This is a genomic window from Streptomyces sp. NPDC015532 (genome assembly GCF_043078065.1).
Lineage (GTDB): Bacteria > Actinomycetota > Actinomycetes > Streptomycetales > Streptomycetaceae > Streptomyces.
This window is the reverse complement of record NZ_JBIBSY010000004.1, coordinates 457,454-478,344: the sequence shown is the minus strand read 5'-3', so window position 1 is coordinate 478,344 and position 20,891 is coordinate 457,454. Positions and strand designations below refer to the sequence as shown.

12 protein-coding genes are annotated in these 20,891 nt (G+C 68.7%); 7 read left to right on the top strand and 5 right to left on the bottom strand.

Going from position 1 to position 20,891, the window contains the following annotated elements; translation table 11 throughout:
• Nucleotides 1-37 precede the first annotated feature (37 nt).
• The 3 genes from rplL to ACF07B_RS16550 all read left to right on the top strand — a co-directional run bounded on the left by rplL (nt 38) and on the right by ACF07B_RS16550 (nt 8,555).
• Entirely contained in the window at nt 38-415 is a 378-nt protein-coding gene (gene rplL, locus ACF07B_RS16560) for a 50S ribosomal protein L7/L12 (RefSeq protein WP_326786080.1), read from the top strand.
• A gap of 640 nt (nt 416-1,055) precedes the next feature.
• On the top strand, nt 1,056-4,541 hold the full coding sequence (rpoB, locus tag ACF07B_RS16555; protein WP_369480870.1) for a DNA-directed RNA polymerase subunit beta: 3,486 nt from the start codon (nt 1,056-1,058) through the stop codon (nt 4,539-4,541).
• 114 nt (nt 4,542-4,655) lie between these two features.
• Nucleotides 4,656-8,555, top strand: a complete 3,900-nt coding sequence (locus ACF07B_RS16550; RefSeq protein ID WP_362404272.1) for a DNA-directed RNA polymerase subunit beta' — start codon at nt 4,656-4,658, stop codon at nt 8,553-8,555.
• 110 nt (nt 8,556-8,665) lie between these two features.
• On the opposite strand, the gene ACF07B_RS16545 is transcribed toward ACF07B_RS16550, so the two are convergent.
• The 5 genes from ACF07B_RS16545 to ACF07B_RS16525 all read right to left on the bottom strand — a co-directional run bounded on the left by ACF07B_RS16545 (nt 8,666) and on the right by ACF07B_RS16525 (nt 15,807).
• Entirely contained in the window at nt 8,666-9,733 is a 1,068-nt protein-coding gene (locus ACF07B_RS16545) for a M48 family metalloprotease (protein ID WP_392179427.1), read from the bottom strand.
• A 494-nt stretch (nt 9,734-10,227) separates the two neighbouring features.
• Nucleotides 10,228-11,670 carry a PE-PGRS family protein gene (locus ACF07B_RS16540; RefSeq protein ID WP_392179426.1) on the bottom strand — a complete coding sequence of 481 codons (1,443 nt, stop codon included), beginning with the start codon at nt 11,668-11,670 and terminating at the stop codon, nt 10,228-10,230.
• A gap of 3 nt (nt 11,671-11,673) precedes the next feature.
• Nucleotides 11,674-13,848, bottom strand: a complete 2,175-nt coding sequence (locus ACF07B_RS16535; protein ID WP_392179425.1) for a hypothetical protein — start codon at nt 13,846-13,848, stop codon at nt 11,674-11,676.
• On the bottom strand, nt 13,845-14,813 hold the full coding sequence (locus ACF07B_RS16530; protein ID WP_392179424.1) for a hypothetical protein: 969 nt from the start codon (nt 14,811-14,813) through the stop codon (nt 13,845-13,847). Before ACF07B_RS16530 ends, ACF07B_RS16535 begins: the two co-directional genes overlap by 4 nt.
• A 292-nt stretch (nt 14,814-15,105) precedes the next feature.
• The gene (locus ACF07B_RS16525) at nt 15,106-15,807 is read right to left on the bottom strand and encodes a Crp/Fnr family transcriptional regulator (protein ID WP_369480864.1); all 702 of its coding nucleotides are present in this window, start codon (nt 15,805-15,807) and stop codon (nt 15,106-15,108) included.
• Nucleotides 15,808-16,238: 431 nt separating this feature from the next.
• Between ACF07B_RS16525 and rpsL the strand changes: the two genes are divergently transcribed.
• From rpsL to tuf, 4 genes are all read left to right on the top strand, one after another.
• Nucleotides 16,239-16,610, top strand: a complete 372-nt coding sequence (gene rpsL, locus ACF07B_RS16520; protein WP_003948652.1) for a 30S ribosomal protein S12 — start codon at nt 16,239-16,241, stop codon at nt 16,608-16,610.
• Between the two features lie 2 nt (nt 16,611-16,612).
• Entirely contained in the window at nt 16,613-17,083 is a 471-nt protein-coding gene (rpsG, locus tag ACF07B_RS16515; protein ID WP_003992340.1) for a 30S ribosomal protein S7, read from the top strand.
• A 39-nt stretch (nt 17,084-17,122) separates the two neighbouring features.
• Nucleotides 17,123-19,252: an elongation factor G gene (gene fusA / locus ACF07B_RS16510; RefSeq protein ID WP_369480863.1), complete on the top strand. Its 2,130-nt coding sequence runs from the start codon at nt 17,123-17,125 to the stop codon at nt 19,250-19,252.
• Nucleotides 19,253-19,395: 143 nt separating this feature from the next.
• Nucleotides 19,396-20,589, top strand: coding sequence for an elongation factor Tu (gene tuf / locus ACF07B_RS16505; RefSeq protein WP_362404290.1), 1,194 nt, complete (start codon nt 19,396-19,398; stop codon nt 20,587-20,589).
• Nucleotides 20,590-20,891 lie beyond the last annotated feature (302 nt).

Sequence of the window (20,891 nt, the reverse complement as noted above, 5' to 3'; positions counted from 1 at the left end):
ATACCGGCACCTGCCGAATGAGTGGAAGGACGCCATCATGGCGAAGCTGTCCCAGGAAGAGCTGCTCGCGCAGTTCGAGAACCTCACCCTCATCGAGCTCTCCGAGTTCGTGAAGGCCTTCGAGGAGAAGTTCGACGTCACCGCCGCCGCCGCGGTCGCCGCTGCCCCGGTCGGCCCCGTCGCCGTCGAGGCCGCTGAGGAGCAGGACGAGTTCGACGTCATCCTCACGGGTGCCGGCGAGAAGAAGATCCAGGTCATCAAGGTCGTGCGTGAGCTCACCTCGCTGGGTCTGAAGGAGGCCAAGGACCTCGTCGACGGCGCTCCGAAGCCCGTCCTCGAGAAGGTCGCCAAGGAGGCCGCCGAGAAGGCTGCCGAGTCCCTCAAGGGCGCCGGCGCCTCCGTCGAGGTCAAGTAACTCGACGAGTCCCCCGAGGACTCCTGTGAAGCTGTCTACAGCCGCTCGAGTAGCGCTGTAACGCTGACGCACTGAAGAGCGATCACCCAACTGGGTGGTCGCTCTTCGGCGTTCCAGGGGGTCCCTGAAGCGGCAGCCTTGCGCTGCAGGCCGCGACGAGTATGGTGATCTTCGTTGTGCCTCCGGCCGCCCTGTGACAGGCAGAGGGACGGGTTGCAAGACGGGCCGCACGTGACGATCGCGGCACTTGCTTTGGGCATGGGGGGCCTTGACGAACCGCACGCAGCGCGCAATTCTCAGGACGCGTCGTCACAACGATCCGTATCCGAGGCATGGATCGCTGACGAAGAGGGCAGTATCGATGTGCATTGAGGGCGTGGCTTGCCGCAGGTGTTGAGAACAGTGAGAGTCTCAAGAAACCGGGACTGGACATCAGTGGGCCTAGTGGCTACACTGACCCTTTGCGCTGCCTGTTAGCTGCCTCCTGCCCGTCACCAGGGGCATACCCGTGTTTGAGCATCGACAGTCGGACTATCCCTGACCTGGCCTTTATCCGGCCGGATCGGGAACGGCCCGACGCTATGTCCGACATGGGACCGGTACGCGCGTAGTGAGTCCGAGCCCTCGGAAGGACCCCCTCTTGGCCGCCTCGCGCACTGCCTCGACCGCGAATACGAACAACGGCGCCAGCACCGCCCCGCTGCGCATCTCCTTTGCAAAGATCAAGGAGCCCCTCGAGGTTCCGAACCTTCTTGCGCTGCAAACCGAGAGCTTCGACTGGCTGCTCGGCAACGACGCGTGGAAGGCTCGTGTCGAGGCGGCTCTGGACAGCGGACAGGACGTCCCCACCAAGTCCGGTCTGGAGGAGATCTTCGAGGAGATCTCCCCGATCGAGGACTTCAGTGGGTCGATGTCCCTGACGTTCCGCGACCACCGCTTCGAGCCCCCGAAGAACTCCATCGACGAGTGCAAGGACCGCGACTTCACGTACGCGGCCCCGCTCTTCGTCACCGCCGAGTTCACCAACAACGAGACCGGCGAGATCAAGTCCCAGACGGTCTTCATGGGCGACTTCCCGCTCATGACCAACAAGGGCACCTTCGTCATCAACGGCACCGAGCGTGTCGTCGTGTCGCAGCTGGTCCGCTCGCCGGGTGTCTACTTCGACTCCTCCATCGACAAGACGTCCGACAAGGACATCTTCTCCGCCAAGGTCATCCCGTCCCGGGGTGCCTGGCTGGAGATGGAGATCGACAAGCGCGACATGGTCGGTGTCCGCATCGACCGCAAGCGCAAGCAGTCCGTCACCGTTCTCCTGAAGGCTCTCGGCTGGACCACCGAGCAGATCCTCGAGGAGTTCGGCGAGTACGAGTCCATGCGCGCCACCCTGGAGAAGGACCACACCCAGGGCCAGGACGACGCGCTGCTGGACATCTACCGCAAGCTGCGTCCGGGCGAACCGCCGACCCGTGAGGCCGCCCAGACGCTTCTTGAGAACCTCTACTTCAACTCGAAGCGGTACGACCTCGCGAAGGTCGGCCGCTACAAGGTGAACAAGAAGCTGGGCGGCGAAGCGCCGCTGGACGCCGGCGTGCTGACCGTCGAGGACATCCTCTCGTCGATCAAGTACCTGGTGAAGCTGCACGCCGGTGAGACCGAGACCGTTGGCAACAGCGGCACCTCGATCGTCGTCGAGACCGACGACATCGACCACTTCGGCAACCGTCGTCTGCGCAACGTCGGCGAGCTCATCCAGAACCAGGTCCGCACGGGTCTGGCTCGTATGGAGCGCGTCGTCCGCGAGCGCATGACGACTCAGGACGTCGAGGCGATCACGCCGCAGACCCTGATCAACATCCGGCCGGTCGTCGCCTCCATCAAGGAGTTCTTCGGCACCAGCCAGCTGTCGCAGTTCATGGACCAGAACAACCCGCTGTCGGGTCTCACCCACAAGCGCCGTCTGTCGGCTCTTGGCCCGGGTGGTCTCTCCCGTGAGCGGGCCGGCTTCGAGGTCCGTGACGTGCACCCGTCGCACTACGGCCGCATGTGCCCGATCGAGACCCCTGAAGGCCCGAACATCGGTCTGATCGGCTCGCTCGCCTCCTACGGCCGCGTGAACGCGTTCGGTTTCGTCGAGACCCCGTACCGCAGGGTCACGGGCGGCTTCGTCACCGACGAGGTCGACTACCTGACGGCCGACGAAGAGGACCGGTTCGTCATCGCGCAGGCCAACGCGCCGCTGACGGACGAGTTCCGCTTCGAGGAGTCCCGCGTCCTGGTCCGCCGTCGTGGCGGAGAGGTCGACTACGTCCCCGGTGACGACGTCGACTACATGGACGTCTCCCCGCGCCAGATGGTGTCGGTCGCGACCGCGATGATCCCGTTCCTGGAGCACGACGACGCCAACCGTGCCCTCATGGGCGCGAACATGATGCGCCAGGCCGTTCCGCTCATCAAGTCCGAGGCGCCGCTGGTCGGCACCGGCATGGAGTACCGCTGCGCGGTCGACGCCGGTGACGTCCTGAAGTCGGAGAAGGACGGTGTGGTCCAGGAGGTCTCCGCGGACTACATCACCACCGCCAACGACGACGGCACGTACACCACGTACCGCCTGCACAAGTTCTCCCGGTCGAACCAGGGCACCTCCGTCAACCAGAAGGTTGTCGTGGACGAGGGCGCCCGCGTGATCGAGGGCCAGGTCCTGGCCGACGGTCCCGCGACCGAGGACGGCGAGATGGCCCTCGGCAAGAACCTGCTCGTGGCGTTCATGCCGTGGGAAGGTCACAACTACGAGGACGCGATCATCCTGTCGCAGCGCCTCGTGCAGGACGACGTCCTCTCCTCGATCCACATCGAGGAGCACGAGGTCGACGCCCGTGACACCAAGCTCGGCCCGGAGGAGATCACCCGGGACATCCCGAACGTCTCCGAGGAGGTCCTCGCCGACCTCGACGAGCGCGGCATCATCCGTATCGGTGCCGAGGTCGTCGCCGGCGACATCCTCGTCGGCAAGGTCACGCCCAAGGGTGAGACCGAGCTGACGCCGGAAGAGCGCCTGCTGCGCGCGATCTTCGGTGAGAAGGCCCGTGAGGTCCGTGACACCTCGCTGAAGGTCCCGCACGGCGAGATCGGCAAGGTCATCGGCGTCCGCGTCTTCGACCGTGAAGAGGGCGACGAGCTGCCGCCGGGCGTGAACCAGCTGGTTCGTGTCTACGTGGCGCAGAAGCGCAAGATCACGGACGGTGACAAGCTCGCCGGCCGCCACGGCAACAAGGGTGTCATCTCGAAGATCCTGCCGATCGAGGACATGCCGTTCCTGGAGGACGGCACCCCGGTCGACATCATCCTCAACCCGCTCGGTGTCCCGTCCCGAATGAACCCGGGACAGGTGCTGGAGATCCACCTCGGCTGGCTCGCCAGCCGCGGCTGGGACGTCTCCGGTCTCGCCGACGACTGGGCGCAGCGCCTTCAGGCCATCGGTGCCGACAAGGTTCCGCCGCGTACGAACGTCGCCACCCCGGTGTTCGACGGTGCGCGCGAGGACGAGCTCGCGGGTCTGTTCGAGCACACCCTGCCCAACCGCGACGGTGACCGTCTGGTCCTCCCGTCCGGCAAGGCGAGGCTGTTCGACGGCCGCTCCGGTGAGCCGTTCCCGGACCCGATCTCGATCGGGTACATGTACATCCTCAAGCTCCACCACCTGGTCGACGACAAGCTGCACGCCCGCTCGACCGGTCCGTACTCGATGATCACCCAGCAGCCGCTGGGTGGTAAGGCTCAGTTCGGTGGCCAGCGCTTCGGTGAGATGGAGGTGTGGGCGCTGGAGGCGTACGGCGCCGCTTACGCCCTCCAGGAGCTGCTGACGATCAAGTCCGACGACGTGACCGGCCGCGTGAAGGTCTACGAGGCCATCGTCAAGGGCGAGAACATCCCCGAGCCCGGCATCCCCGAGTCCTTCAAGGTGCTCATCAAGGAGATGCAGTCTCTCTGCCTCAACGTGGAGGTGCTGTCCAGCGACGGTATGTCCATCGAAATGCGTGACACCGACGAGGACGTCTTCCGCGCGGCGGAGGAGCTCGGCATCGACCTGTCCCGGCGCGAGCCGAGCAGCGTCGAAGAGGTCTGACGGGAGTCCGGCCGGGCCTTGGACACCTGTGGAAAAGGTGATCAAGGCCCGCCGGCCCCAGGACCCCCGTATCAGACCCCTAAGACTTACAACCCTGAGAGGGATTGACGCATAGTGCTCGACGTCAACTTCTTCGATGAGCTCCGGATCGGTCTGGCCACCGCTGACGACATCCGTCAGTGGAGCCACGGCGAGGTCAAGAAGCCCGAGACCATCAACTACCGCACCCTCAAGCCCGAGAAGGACGGACTCTTCTGCGAGAAGATCTTCGGTCCGACCCGGGACTGGGAGTGCTACTGCGGCAAGTACAAGCGTGTCCGCTTCAAGGGCATCATCTGTGAGCGCTGTGGCGTCGAGGTCACTCGCGCCAAGGTGCGCCGTGAGCGGATGGGCCACATCGAGCTGGCCGCTCCCGTCACCCACATCTGGTACTTCAAGGGCGTTCCGTCGCGGCTGGGCTACCTGCTCGACCTCGCCCCGAAGGACCTCGAAAAGGTCATCTACTTCGCCGCGTACATGATCACGTACGTCGACGAGGAGCGCCGCACCCGCGACCTGCCCTCGCTGGAGGCCCACGTCTCCGTCGAGCGCCAGCAGGTCGAGAACCGCCGCGACGCCGACCTGGAAGCCCGCGCCAAGAAGCTCGAGACCGACCTGGCCGAGCTGGAGGCCGAGGGCGCCAAGGCCGACGTGCGCCGCAAGGTGCGCGAGGGTGCCGAGCGTGAGATGAAGCAGCTGCGCGACCGCGCGCAGCGCGAGATCGACCGTCTCGACGAGGTGTGGACCCGCTTCAAGAACCTCAAGGTCCAGGACCTGGAGGGCGACGAGCTCCTCTACCGCGAGCTGCGTGACCGCTTCGGCACGTACTTCGACGGTTCGATGGGTGCCGCGGCGCTGCAGAAGCGCCTGGAGTCCTTCGACCTCGACGAGGAGGCCGAGCGCCTCCGCGAGATCATCCGCACCGGCAAGGGCCAGAAGAAGACCCGTGCGCTCAAGCGCCTCAAGGTCGTCTCCGCGTTCCTGCAGACCAGCAACAGCCCCAAGGGCATGGTGCTCGACTGCGTGCCGGTCATCCCGCCGGACCTTCGCCCGATGGTGCAGCTGGACGGTGGCCGCTTCGCGACCTCCGACCTGAACGACCTGTACCGCCGTGTGATCAACCGCAACAACCGTCTGAAGCGGCTTCTCGACCTCGGCGCGCCCGAGATCATCGTGAACAACGAGAAGCGCATGCTCCAGGAGGCCGTCGACGCGCTCTTCGACAACGGCCGTCGTGGTCGCCCGGTCACGGGCCCCGGCAACCGTCCGCTGAAGTCGCTGTCCGACATGCTCAAGGGCAAGCAGGGTCGATTCCGTCAGAACCTGCTCGGCAAGCGTGTGGACTACTCCGCGCGTTCCGTGATCGTCGTCGGTCCGCAGCTGAAGCTGCACCAGTGTGGTCTGCCCAAGGCCATGGCGCTGGAGCTCTTCAAGCCGTTCGTGATGAAGCGCCTGGTCGACCTGAACCACGCGCAGAACATCAAGAGCGCCAAGCGGATGGTCGAGCGCGGCCGCACGGTCGTGTACGACGTCCTCGAAGAGGTCATCGCCGAGCACCCGGTTCTGCTGAACCGTGCGCCCACGCTGCACCGCCTCGGCATCCAGGCCTTCGAGCCGCAGCTCGTCGAGGGCAAGGCCATCCAGATCCACCCGCTCGTCTGCACCGCGTTCAACGCGGACTTCGACGGTGACCAGATGGCCGTCCACCTGCCGCTCTCCGCGGAGGCGCAGGCCGAGGCCCGCATCCTGATGCTGTCCTCGAACAACATCCTCAAGCCGGCCGACGGCCGCCCGGTCACGATGCCGACCCAGGACATGGTCCTCGGTCTGTTCTTCCTGACCACCGACGGCGACCTGCGGAACGTGAAGGGCGAGGACCGCTCCTTCGCGTCCGTGGCCGAGGCGATCATGGCGTTCGACGCCGGCGAGCTCTCGCTCCAGTCGCAGGTGGACATCCGCTTCCCGGTGGGCACCATCCCGCCGCGCGGCTGGACCCCGCCGGCGCAGGAGGAGGGCGACCCGGAGTGGCAGCAGGGTGACACCTTCCGCCTGCGGACGACCCTGGGCCGCGCGCTCTTCAACGAGCTGCTGCCCGAGGACTACCCGTTCGTCGACTACGAGGTCGGCAAGAAGCAGCTCTCCGAGATCGTCAACGACCTCGCCGAGCGCTACCCCAAGGTCATCGTGGCGGCGACGCTCGACAACCTGAAGGCGTCGGGCTTCTTCTGGGCGACCCGTTCCGGCGTCACCGTGGCCATCTCCGACATCGTCGTTCCGGATGCGAAGCGCGCGATCGTCAAGGGCTACGAGGACCTGGACGAGAAGGTCCAGAAGCAGTACGAGCGCGGTCTGATCACCAAGGAAGAGCGCACGCAGGAGCTCATCGCGATCTGGACCAAGGCGACCAACGAGGTCGCCGAGGCGATGAACGCGAACTTCCCGAAGACCAACCCGGTCTCGATGATGGTGAACTCGGGCGCCCGAGGCAACATGATGCAGATGCGTCAGATCGCCGGTATGCGCGGTCTGGTGTCGAACGCCAAGAACGAGACCATCCCGCGTCCGATCAAGGCGTCCTTCCGTGAGGGCCTGTCCGTGCTGGAGTACTTCATCTCCACGCACGGTGCCCGTAAGGGTCTGGCGGACACCGCCCTGCGTACCGCCGACTCGGGTTACCTCACCCGTCGTCTGGTGGACGTCTCGCAGGACGTCATCATCCGCGAGGAGGACTGCGGCACCGACCGCGGTCTGCGTCTGGCCATCGCCGAGCGCGGCGAGGACGGCGTGCTGCGCAAGACGGAGAACGTCGAGACCAGCGTGTACGCACGTGCGCTGGCCGAGGACATCACCGTCGACGGCAAGGTGCTGGCCCCGGCCAACACCGACCTCGGCGACGTCCTCATCGACGAGCTCGTCAAGCACGGCATCGAGGAGGTCAAGACCCGTTCGGTCCTGACCTGTGAGTCCGCCGTCGGCACCTGCGCCATGTGCTACGGCCGCTCGCTGGCCACCGGCAAGCTGGTCGACATCGGTGAGGCGGTCGGCATCATCGCCGCCCAGTCCATCGGTGAGCCCGGTACCCAGCTGACGATGCGTACCTTCCACACCGGTGGTGTGGCCGGTGACGACATCACCCAGGGTCTGCCCCGTGTCGTCGAGCTCTTCGAGGCTCGTACGCCGAAGGGTGTCGCCCCGATCTCCGAGGCCTCCGGCCGCGTGCGGATCGAGGAGACCGAGAAGACCAAGAAGCTCGTCGTCACCCCGGACGACGGCAGCGACGAGACGGCGTTCCCGATCTCGAAGCGTGCCCGTCTCCTGGTGTCGGAGGGCGAGCACGTCGAGGTGGGCCAGAAGCTCACCGTGGGTGCCACCAACCCGCACGACGTGCTGCGCATCCTGGGTCAGCGTGCCGTCCAGGTCCACCTGGTCGGCGAGGTCCAGAAGGTCTACAACTCGCAGGGTGTGTCGATCCACGACAAGCACATCGAGATCATCATCCGGCAGATGCTGCGCCGTGTGACGATCATCGAGTCGGGCGACGCGGAGCTGCTGCCCGGCGAGCTGGTCGAGCGTTCGAAGTTCGAGACCGAGAACCGTCGTGTGGTCCAGGAAGGCGGCCACCCGGCCTCCGGCCGTCCGCAGCTGATGGGTATCACCAAGGCCTCGCTGGCGACGGAATCCTGGCTGTCGGCCGCCTCCTTCCAGGAGACGACCCGAGTTCTGACGGACGCGGCGATCAACGCCAAGTCCGACAGCCTCATCGGCCTCAAGGAGAACGTCATCATCGGTAAGCTCATCCCGGCCGGTACGGGTCTGTCCCGCTACCGCAACATCCGGGTGGAGCCGACCGAAGAGGCCAAGGCCGCGATGTACTCGGCCGTCGGCTACGACGACATCGACTACTCGCCGTTCGGCACGGGCTCCGGCCAGGCCGTCCCGCTGGAGGACTACGACTACGGTCCGTACAACCAGTGAGCTAGGCAGTAGGCAGTAGTGCGAAGGGCGGTCATCCCCGATGGGGGTGACCGCCCTTCGGCGTTCCCGGTCCAGGCCCGGATCCGAGCTTCGGGCCTTCGGACCCGGGCCTAGCGCGGGAGCTGGAGATACGGCTCCAGGGCGCGCAGCCGGGTGTAGTTGTCGGGGTGGGTGGACAGCAGCCTGGCAAGGCCGGTGGGCTCCTGGAGCTTCTTGCCCTGGCCGGCGGCGGCCGCCTTCGCGGCGTCCTCCTCGGCCTGGAAGTGGTGCAGCACCTCGGCCATCTCGGGCGCGAAGCCGAGGGCCGCGGCCTGCTGGTCGGCACGCAGTTCGCCGAGGCGGCCCGCCCAGGCGAGGAGGTAGGGCGCGACGACGAGGGGGATGGTGATGTACCAGGCGACGAGGAACCCGGCGACCACGAACATCCCCATGAAGAGGATCAGCAGCCCGGTCGCGGCGGCGGAGAAGACCCCGGCGACGGCGAGCGCGACTCTCGCCATCCCGCGCGTGAAGGCCCAGGCGAGCCGGCCGGGCAGCGAGTACCAGTAGCCGAGGAGCCCGGCCCAGGCGTGACCGCCGGTGTGGTGGCCGAGTTCATGGGCGAGTACGGCGGCGAGGTTGCTGCTGGGAATCCGGTTGAGGGAGTAGGTGGTGACGCCGACGACATGGCCGGCGACGGCGACCGCGTTCAGGTCGTCGCTGTTCTCCACCATCAGCTCGTAGGTGTTCGCCTCGATGCCGGCCCGGGCGGTGACCTCGCGCCAGATCGGTTCCAGCCGGGCGCGCTCCTCGGCCAGCGGCGGCCGCAGTCTGAGCGCGTGCCGGGCGAAGCGGAGTTCGGTGGGCCGGTGGAAGACGAGTGCTCCCGACGCCACCCAGGCCACGATGACCAGCCAGCCCACGACGGTGCCGAACAGCCCCAGCGCGAGGGCCGACACCACGGCGAGGCTCACCAGGGCCCCCGGGATCTGCGTGGCGAGCTGTCCGACGGCGGTGGCGTCCGCGCCCCGCTGATGGCTCGCCAGGTGGACGCGTGCGCCCTGGTGGCGGTAGTCGAGATCGTCGGGCGCGACGGCGGGCCGCGGGACGAACGGCGCCGGCTGCGGCTGGGGCCCCGCGAACCGCGGGTCGGCCCCGGGAAACCCGGGAGCGGCGGGGCCGCCGGCCCCCGCTCCCACACCCGGATACTGCGATCCCGGCCCACTGGGTCCGGGGCCTCCGGGGTACTGCGGTCCGGGTCCGCCGGGTCCCGGGGTTCCGGGGTACTGCGGTCCGGCTCCGCCGGGTCCCGGACTCCCGGGGTACCGAGGGGGGTGGCCGGTCGTGCCTGGGTACTGGGGTGCGGGCCCCCCGGCTGCCGCCCCTGGGTACTGCGCTCCGGGTCCGCCCGGGTACTGAGGGGGGTGGCCGGTCGCCCCCGGGTACTGCGGTTCCGGTCCGCCGGGGCCGGGGCCTCCGGGGTACTGCGGCGGGGGAGCGGAGGCCACCGGGTACTCCGGGGGCGGGGTCGCGGCTCCCGGGTACGGGGGTCCCGGATACGGGGTCCCCGGGTATGCCGGTTCGTGGGCCGGACCTGGAGGCTGGGACATGACGGCTCCTTCGGGGTGGCTGGTGGCGGTGCGGGGACGTCAGCCGGTGAGCGGCGCGGCCGACGGCGCCCCGGAGAGCGGGGTCAGGCGGGCCCGTCCTCGGGCGCGCCGTCCGGTGGCTCGGCGGGCGGTACGGCGGCCTGGCCGACGTCGGGGCGGCCGGGCACCGGGGGCACGGCCGGAGATGGTCCGGCGGTGGGGTAGGGCGTCGTGGCGGGCGGTCCGTACGGGGCCGCCGGGCCGCCGGGCCGCCCCGGCACCACGGGGGACCCGGTGTCCGGACCGCCCATGTACGAGGGCTGCCCCGGCGTCACGGGCGGCCGGGCGTCGGGACCGCCCGTGTACGGAGGCTGCCCGGCGTATGTGGGCTGCCCCGCGTACGGGGGCTGTCCGGCGTAGGGCGGCTGTCCGCCCGCGTACGGGGGCTGTCCGGCGTACGACGGCGGTCCGGTGTACGGCGGCTGGGGCGAGGGGCCCGGGTAGGGAGACTGGCCCCCGTACGGCGGCTGGGGCGGTGTCTGCGGCTGTCCGGGCGCCGCCCCGGGGAGCAGAGCCCCCTGGCCGTCCCGCGGCGCCGGAGGCGCCTGCTGCTGGATCAGCTCGTCGACGGCCCGCAGGGTCGAGCGCGCGGACTCCGCCTTCTGGAAGTCCTCCAGGGTGTCCCCGGCGAGGACCTGAAGCTGGCCCCGGATGATGGACAGCTGGTCCTTCTGGATCGACCCGATGACCATCTTGGTGTCCTCGGGGTGCTGGGACAGGTGCAGGGCCCAGGCGCCGACGCCTCCGTGCTGGAGGTGGTACTGGTAGAAGTTGATCTTCTCGGCGATCAGACGGTGGTCCTGCTGCTGGCGCAGCATCTCCAGTTCGTGCTGCTGATGCGCCAACCGGAGCCGGAACTCGTGCTCGGGGTCGAGCATGTCCGACTCGTAGCGCAGGCTCCGCTGCCGTCGCCGGTGCGTGATGGCCTCGTCGTCCAGCCGCAGCCGTACCGCACAGGTCACGGCGAGCCCGATGCCCGCGGCGAATCCGCCCCCGTCGACGGCCCGCTGCACCGCGCGCTCGGCGGCCGGGCTGTCCTCGATGGAGAAGGCGCGGCTCACCGGCCGAGCGAGCTGGTGCAGTTCACGGGTGAGCCGTGTCGGCACGTCACGCTCGCCGCTCGCCACGTACGCGATCGGGTCCGCGACCCGCCAGGTCAGGTCGGCCGTGGCGCCGAAGGAGAACGCGTCGTCGTCGCTCGGCATCTCCAGCGCGAGCTGGACGGGGTGGCTGCCCATGTCCACCTCGTAGACGGAGGTGTAGCGGCGGGTGGCCGCGTCCGAGCGGCTCGGCCGGTGCGGCGGGGTGTAGACGTCGTACGTGCCCTTCGCGGTGACGAAGACCAGCGCGTGGTCGATCGCGGTGACCGCGCGGCGGACGGTGTAGTCGAAGCGGGCGATGGGCCGCACCGTGAGCACCGGGTCGATGAGCGTGGTGTGCCGGTTGGCGTCCTGCTGCCACTCCGGCTGACGGCGGAACTCCGCCATGGTTCAACTCCTCGATGGATCTGGGATGGAGGGGGTCAGCACGCGGAGCAGGCGGTCGGCCACGGCCGGCCGCGCGCCGCCGTCCGGGGTGCGCAGATTGACCAGATGGTGGCTCAGGCGTTTGTGGTCGTCCGCCGTGACGACGAGCGCGGGCAGCAGCAGCTCCAGGGCCTGCGCGACGTCCGCCCGGCTCTCGGCCAGCACGACCCAGGTGCGCAGGGCGGCCAGGGCGCCCCGGGTCTGCCCGTGGTCGCCGAGCGAGGTCCGCCAGAGGGTGGCCAGGTCACGGGCCGAGTCCGTCTCGTACATGCCGGTGTCGGCGTACCACTCGACGAGCGCGCCCTCCTCGGCGTTGTCGCAGGCGCGCACGAAGGCCCCCAGCGCGAGCGCGCGGACCGAGGCCGTGTCGTGGTGCAGGAGGCGCACCAGCTCGGAGAGCATCTCGCCGCGCCGGGCGCCCACCGAGAGCAGCAGGGCCGTCGAGTCGACCAGGTTCTTGGACTCGGTCCCGCCGCCACCTCCGGCACGGGCGCGGGCGGCGAGCGCGCTCAGTGCCGGGCCCGCGAGGTCGGGGCGCAGCGGGGTGAGCAGGCCGAAGGCGCGGATCGCGGTCCAGCGGCGGGCCCAGTGGGTGTCCGTGCACCACTGGGTGAGCAGGCGCAGGACGACGGGCGCGTCGAGGAACTGGGCGAGGGTGAGGGTGTTCGCGGCGGTGAGCCGGGGACCGAAGGCCTTGGACACCGCCCAGCCGTCGATCAGCAGTTCCATCGCCGAGGGCAGGTCGGCGCGGGCCAGCAGCGCGGCCGCGGCGGCGGCCCGGGTCCGGACGACCGGACGTCTGTCGCGGGCCAGTTCCTTCAGCCAGGTGACCAGCGCGGGCCGCGCCGACGGGTGGCCCGTCCAGACCTCGCCGAGCAGCACCTGCGGGGTGTTCTCCTTCTTGAAGCGGGCCGTGAACTGCGGTACCGAGCCCCATTTGGTGGTCTCGACCCGTACCTCGCCCTCGGCCCACGCCCGCTCCAGCCGGTTCTCGGGGGCCAGTCCGAACACCGGGATCTCCGGCGGCTGCTCGGGATGCTGGAGCCGCTGGAAGTGCACGTACAGCGTGTCGGCGAGTTCGGCGGCGAGCACGTACGGCGCCTGGTCGAAGACGGCGAGCGAGATGAGGAACGCCTTGTCGCGCAGGGTGGCCTCGGGGTCGCCGAGCCACTCCCTGCACTGCTGCTCGACGGCCGCGTGCCCGAAGTCGGCGAGGCGGGCCGCCGCCTCTTCGCCGCCGTCGTAGCGGGCGACCTCGACGGCGAACCGGGCCACCTCGGCGGGCCGGTGGGCGCCGCGCGCGAGGAAGTCGCGGACGGGCCCGAGGGCGAGCAGACCGGCGAGGTCGGCGGGGTCCTTCCGCAGGACGGCCAGGTGGGCGCGCAGCACCGCGGCCGCCTGCGGTGGTTCCCAGGGGCAGGGGGTGACTCCCAGCAGGAACGGGGAGTTCTCCAGGGTCACGACCAGGTACCCGCCGGTCTTCGCGAGCCGGTCGCGGGCCGCGTACAGGTGGGTGTCGCGCAGCGGGCGGTTGCGGCTCAGCGGCAGATCGCGCAGGACGTGGCCGCCGGGCGCGGTGAGCTGGGCACCGAGGTTCGCCGGGCCGGTCTCGGCGGACAGCGCGTGCACGGCCGGCACGCCCAGGTGGTGCAGGAGCATGAGCGCCGCGGCGTAGCGGCCGGTCGAGTGGGCGCCGGCGAGGACCAGGACGCGCTCGTCGCGCAGCCGGGCCAGGGCGGCGGCGAAGGCGGGGCCCTCGACGAAGACCGAGGCGAGCGCGTCGAGCCGCTGCCGGGGGATCTCGCCGGAGACGTGGGCCGCCGGCACGGAGCCCGTCCCGTGGTGGTGGATCTCCGTCTTGCCGCCCAGGAACACGTCACGGGCGGAGCCGCCGGCGGACACCCCGTGCTGGGCCCCGGCGACCAGGCTGCCGCCGAAGGACGCGGCCTCGTCGAAGATGAATCCCGGGGTGTGCGCGACGAGTTCGCGCTGTGCGGCCCTGGCCTCCTGGGTCTCCTCCTCGGGCTCGCCCGCGTCGCCGCCCGCCTCGGAGTCCGGGTCCGGTGCCGGGGTCCATGGAGCGTCCTGGGGCGGTGCGTCGTCGTGGCCGCCCCGTGTCGGGGGCGCGGAGACCGTCACGCGGGCTCACCCCCGCTCCGGCCCAGGTGGACGTCCCCGGTGACCTGCCCGCCGGACACCCCGTGCTGATCGCCCGCGACGAGGCTTCCGCCGAAGCTGGGGGAGCCGCCGCCGAAGGTGAAGACGACGTTCGCGGGCGGCGCGGCGGCCTGGGCGGGCTGCTGCGCGGGCTGCGCGGTCTGTCCTGGCTGTCCTGGCTCCCCGGGCTGTTCTGTCCGGGGGGTCTCGTGCGGGCCGGGGATCGCCGCCGCACGCGTTGCCGCGGTCGCCGTCGGATCCGTCGCCGACGTTGGCTCCGCCCGGGGTGTGGTGGTGTCCGCCCCCGGCGCCGGGCTCTCCCCCGAGCAGTCCGGCGCCGGGGCTCCCCGGCTTTCACCGGGGCGGTGAGCCCCGTGCGGGACCGGGCCGTGCAGCCAGGCCCGCAGGGGTCCGTTCTTGCTGTCCACCGTCACCGCGTGGAAGTCCTGCGCCGGGATGCCCGGGTGGTCGTGCCGCACGATCCCGGCGTGCACGCTCTCGGAGACGCACAGGGCGAAGTCGTCCGGCCGCTCCCGCAGGGCGGCGCGCAGCAGCCCGGCGTCGAGGAGCCGGCAGGCGTGGTTGAGGTCGGAGCCGACCCAGCCGTCGAGCTCGTCGACGGCGACGTATCCGGTGGCGACGACCCCGCGCAGCCGGATCTGGGCCGAGCTCGACGCCGTCCGGTTGACCGCGCGGAGCAGGTCGGGCACCTCGGTGAGCAGGGTGCGCAGCAGTGCGGTGACGGAGGCGTTGGCGTCGATCAGTTCCATCACCGAGTCGCCGCGGTCCGCCCGCAGGCGCAGCCGTTCGTCGATGCCGGCGCTCTCCAGCGCGCGGTCCGTGATGTCGTACAGCATCCGGCGCAGGTAGGCCTGCTCCACGTCGTCCCGGTCGCTGTACTTCTCGATGTCCAGCAGCAGGATCGTCCGGCTCACGGGGTCGGTCATGGTCGCCTCTCGGTGGGGGCCTCGCCTGGCAAGCAGGGTGGCGTCACCGGTGGGCCGGGTGTGAGGGCGGATGTCCCACTCGAAGTGTGACCGTGTGCACAGAAGTCGCCCGCAGTCACGGGAGCCCCGGCCGTCAGGGGGGTCACCACGGGGTGGTCCCCGTGGGCATGGTCGGCGGCGCGAACCCGTGCGGGCCGGCGGTCCGCACGGGCGGGGCCGCGGGGGCGTTCCGGTGGGGGCCGGCGGTCCGCACGGGCGGGGCCGTCGGGGCGTTCCGGTGGGGGCCGGCGGTTCATCGGCGGGCGATCCGCCGCAGGACGTCCATGCGCAGGATCACCATCGTCCGCCGGCCCGTCAGCACCGCTTCCCGCTCCCGGAGTTCCTTCAGCAGGCGCTGGACCATCTCCCGGGACGCCCCCACCGAGCCCGCCAGCTCCTGCTTGCTCAGCGGGACGGAGAGTTCGACGCCCTCCTCGGTGCGGCGGCCGTTCGTGCGGGCCAGATCGAGCAGGAGCGCCGCGAACCGCTCGCGCACGCTCATGGAGGCGAACTCCAGGCGGCGGCGGTCGGCGGCGCGGGTGCGGTCCGAGGTGAGGCCGAGGAGGGCGAAGGAGACCGCGGGGGAGCCGGCGAGGAAGTCCCGGAAGTGTTCGCGTACGAGCGCGACCGTACGGACCGGCTCCAGGGCCGTCACCGTCGCGGAGCGCGGCCGGCCGGTGAGCGCGGCGGACTCGCCCACGATGTCGCCGGGGCCGCGCAGCGCGAGCAGCGCCTCGTAGCCGTTGGCGGCGGCCGCCGTCACCTTCGTCCAGCCGTGCGTCACGATCAGCACGTGCGAGGAGGGCTCGCTCTGGTGCAGGAGCACCGTCCGGGGCGCGAAGGACAGCTCGCGGCCGAGGGACAGCAGCGCCGAGCGGTCCTCGCCCTCCAGACGTGCCAGGAAAGGCACCCGGTCGTCCAGGCTCTCGTCCTCGCCTAAGGGCGCAGCCCCCATGAGTCCATCCCCCGTCCCCCGATCGGCCCCCGTGGCCGACGCACAGTGACCGGTGCGCGGCAACGGGTCAACGTACTCACCCAGTGTGTGCGGTGCGGACCGAATCGGGGACATTCCTCGGGGAACCGATGACAAGCTGCGCCAAGTGTGAAGTGCCCCGAGAATGGATCGGGAGAAGTCCGGCGTGTCGGGCGGCACGGCATTTGTTTTGACCGAAGTCCGTGAGGTAGGTACGCTCTTACCTTGTGCCTGGGGTGTGCCCTGGCTCTCGTGCGTGCCTTCAGACCGCAAGGGGAGCCGTAAGCGGCCACCGCAATCTGCGCCCTTTTCGCCTTGCGGCGAGGGTCTGCAGTATTCGACACACCCGACCGCGTGGGTCGGTGGCGTTCCAGGTTAGCTTCACCATTCGGCACACAGAAACCGGAGAAGTAGTGCCTACGATCCAGCAGCTGGTCCGGAAGGGCCGGCAGGACAAGGTCGAGAAGAACAAGACGCCCGCACTCGAGGGTTCGCCCCAGCGTCGCGGCGTCTGCACGCGTGTGTTCACGACCACCCCGAAGAAGCCGAACTCGGCCCTGCGTAAGGTCGCGCGTGTGCGTCTGACCAGCGGGATCGAGGTCACGGCTTACATTCCGGGTGAGGGACACAACCTGCAGGAGCACTCCATCGTGCTCGTGCGCGGCGGCCGTGTGAAGGACCTGCCCGGTGTTCGTTACAAGATCATCCGCGGTTCCCTCGACACCCAGGGTGTCAAGAACCGCAAGCAGGCCCGCAGCCGCTACGGCGCCAAGAAGGAGAAGTAGAAATGCCTCGTAAGGGCCCCGCCCCGAAGCGCCCGGTCATCATCGACCCGGTCTACGGTTCCCCTCTGGTGACCTCCCTCATCAACAAGGTGCTGCTCAACGGCAAGCGCTCCACCGCCGAGCGCATCGTCTACGGCGCCATGGAGGGTCTGCGTGAGAAGACGGGCAACGACCCGATCATCACGCTGAAGCGCGCGCTGGAGAACATCAAGCCCACGCTCGAAGTCAAGTCCCGCCGTGTCGGTGGTGCGACGTACCAGGTTCCGATCGAGGTCAAGCCCGGTCGCGCCAACACGCTCGCGCTGCGCTGGCTCGTCGGTTACTCCCGCGCCCGTCGCGAGAAGACCATGACCGAGCGTCTGCTCAACGAGCTTCTCGACGCCTCCAACGGCCTTGGTGCCGCTGTGAAGAAGCGCGAGGACACCCACAAGATGGCCGAGTCCAACAAGGCCTTCGCGCACTACCGCTGGTAGTCGCTACCCACATCGAGACCGAGAGAAGACTGAAGCCTTATGGCTACCACTTCACTTGACCTGGCCAGGGTCCGCAACATTGGGATCATGGCCCACATCGACGCGGGCAAGACGACCACCACCGAGCGGATCCTCTTCTACACCGGCGTCAGCTACAAGATCGGTGAAGTCCACGACGGCGCCGCCACCATGGACTGGATGGAGCAGGAGCAGGAGCGTGGCATCACGATCACCTCTGCTGCCACCACCTGTCACTGGCCGCTTGAGGACAACGACTACACGATCAACATCATCGACACCCCGGGGCACGTCGACTTCACGGTCGAGGTGGAGCGTTCGCTCCGCGTCCTCGACGGTGCCGTCACGGTGTTCGACGGTGTCGCCGGTGTCGAGCCGCAGTCCGAGACGGTGTGGCGTCAGGCCGACCGTTACGGCGTGCCGCGCATCTGCTTCGTGAACAAGCTTGACCGCACCGGCGCCGAGTTCCACCGCTGCGTGGACATGATCAAGGACCGGCTCGGTGCCGTTCCGATCATCATGCAGCTCCCGATCGGTGCCGAGATGGACTTCAAGGGCGTTGTGGACCTGGTCCGCATGAAGGCGCTCGTGTGGTCCGCCGAGGCCGCCAAGGGCGAGATGTACGACGTCGTCGACATCCCGGCCACGCACGCCGAGGCTGCCGAGGAGTACCGCGGCAAGCTGGTCGAGACCGTCGCTGAGCACGACGACGAGATCATGGAGCTGTTCCTGGAGGGCCAGGAGCCCACCGAGGAGCAGCTGTACGCCGCGATCCGTCGCGTCACCATCGCGTCCGGCAAGTCCGACGGCGTCACGGTCACCCCGGTGTTCTGTGGCACCGCGTTCAAGAACAAGGGCGTTCAGCCCCTGCTCGACGCGGTCGTGCGCTACCTGCCGACTCCGCTTGACGTCGAGGCCATCGAGGGCCACGACGTGAAGGACCCGGAGCTGGTCGTCAAGCGCAAGCCGTCCGAGGACGAGCCGCTGTCCGCCCTCGCGTTCAAGATCATGAGCGACCCGCACCTCGGCAAGCTCACCTTCGTCCGGGTTTACTCGGGCCGCCTGGAGACCGGCACTGCCGTGCTGAACTCCGTCAAGGGCAAGAAGGAGCGCATCGGCAAGATCTACCGCATGCACGCGAACAAGCGTGAGGAGATCGAAGCGGTGGGCGCCGGCGACATCGTCGCCGTGATGGGTCTGAAGCAGACCACGACCGGTGAGACGCTCTGTGATGACAAGAACCCGGTGATCCTGGAGTCCATGGACTTCCCGGCGCCGGTCATCCAGGTCGCCATCGAGCCCAAGTCCAAGGGTGACCAGGAGAAGCTGGGTGTCGCCATCCAGCGTCTCGCGGAGGAGGACCCCTCCTTCCACGTTCACTCGGACGAGGAGACCGGCCAGACCATCCTCGGCGGTATGGGCGAGCTGCACCTCGAGGTGCTGGTCGACCGTATGAAGCGTGAGTTCAGGGTCGAGGCCAACGTCGGTAAGCCGCAGGTCGCCTACCGTGAGACGATCCGCAAGACCGTCGAGCGTCACGACTTCACCCACAAGAAGCAGACCGGTGGTACCGGTCAGTTCGCCAAGGTGCAGATCGCGATCGAGCCCATCACCGAGACCGACGGTCCGGCGTACGAGTTCGTGAACAAGGTCACCGGTGGCCGTATCCCGCGGGAGTACATCCCGTCGGTGGACGCCGGTGCGCAGGAGGCCATGCAGTTCGGCATCCTGGCCGGCTACGAGATGACGGGCGTCCGCGTCATTCTTCTCGACGGTGGCTACCACGAGGTCGACTCGTCCGAGCTCGCGTTCAAGATCGCCGGTTCGCAGGCCTTCAAGGAGGCCGCGCGCAAGGCCAGCCCCGTGCTGCTCGAGCCGATGATGGCCGTCGAGGTCACCACGCCCGAGGAGTCGATGGGTGATGTCATCGGCGACCTCAACTCCCGCCGTGGCCAGATCCAGGCCATGGAGGAGCGCAGCGGCGCTCGCGTCGTGAAGGGCCTCGTGCCCCTCTCGGAGATGTTCGGCTACGTCGGAGACCTCCGCAGCAAGACGTCGGGTCGCGCAAGCTACTCGATGCAGTTCGACTCCTACGCCGAGGTTCCCAGGAACGTCGCCGAGGAGATCATCGCGAAGGCCAAGGGCGAGTAACACACCCCGTTTGCACGCTTTAGGCTTGACACCGACCGCCGGGGCTTCCCCGGAAGGGAAAACCCCGGCGGGCGGCATCCCAGCAAAGATCACCTGGCGCCGATGAGTAAGGCGTACCAGAACCACTCCGCAGGAGGACCCCAGTGGCGAAGGCAAAGTTCGAGCGGACTAAGCCGCACGTCAACATCGGCACCATCGGTCACATCGACCACGGTAAGACGACCCTCACGGCCGCCATTACCAAGGTGCTGCACGACGCGTACCCGGACCTGAACGAGGCCTCGGCCTTCGACCAGATCGACAAGGCTCCCGAAGAGCGCCAGCGCGGTATCACGATCTCGATCGCGCACGTCGAGTACCAGACGGAGGGCCGTCACTACGCCCACGTCGACTGCCCCGGTCACGCGGACTACATCAAGAACATGATCACGGGTGCGGCGCAGATGGACGGCGCCATTCTCGTCGTCGCCGCGACCGACGGCCCGATGCCGCAGACCAAGGAGCACGTGCTCCTGGCCCGCCAGGTCGGCGTTCCGTACATCGTCGTCGCCCTGAACAAGGCCGACATGGTGGACGACGAGGAGATCCTGGAGCTCGTCGAGCTCGAGGTCCGTGAGCTCCTCTCCGAGTACGAGTTCCCGGGCGACGACCTTCCGGTCGTCAAGGTCTCGGCGCTCAAGGCGCTCGAGGGCGACAAGGAGTGGGGCCAGACCGTTCTGGACCTCATGGCCGCCGTCGACGAGGCCATCCCGACCCCGCCGCGTGACACCGAGAAGCCGTTCCTCATGCCCGTCGAGGACGTCTTCACGATCACCGGTCGCGGTACGGTCGTCACCGGCCGTATCGAGCGTGGTGTCCTGAAGGTCAACGAGACCGTTGACATCATCGGCATCAAGCAGGAGAAGACCACCACCACGGTCACCGGCATCGAGATGTTCCGCAAGCTGCTCGACGAGGGCCAGGCCGGTGAGAACGTCGGTCTGCTCCTCCGTGGCATCAAGCGCGAGGACGTCGAGCGCGGCCAGGTCATCATCAAGCCCGGTTCGGTCACGCCGCACACCGAGTTCGAGGCCCAGGCCTACATCCTGTCCAAGGACGAGGGTGGCCGCCACACGCCGTTCTTCAACAACTACCGTCCGCAGTTCTACTTCCGTACGACTGACGTGACCGGTGTTGTGACCCTCCCCGAGGGCACGGAGATGGTCATGCCGGGCGACAACACTGAGATGACCGTTTCGCTCATCCAGCCCGTCGCGATGGAAGAGGGCCTGAAGTTCGCCATCCGTGAGGGTGGCCGGACCGTGGGCGCCGGCCAGGTCACCAAGATCACCAAGTGATCTTGAGCCTGACCCGGTAGCTACAGCCTGAGCTGAGCTCCAGAAGGGGCCCGTACGACTTCGGTCGTACGGGCCCCTTCGCCATGTCCGGCCCTGTCCGGAACGCCTGCCCGGTCCACCGCGCGACGTGTCCGGTCCACCCGACGAAGCGGTCGCATCCGTATACGAAATCCGAACGTTGTTACGAGGTGAGGGTGGTTCCTCCAGGTGAAACGATTCCTGGCGCGTGTCGGCATAATCACGTAACGCGGCCGTAATTCAGAAGGAAGACTGTAGGGACGGCCTCCCGCCCGTGGGCGGGG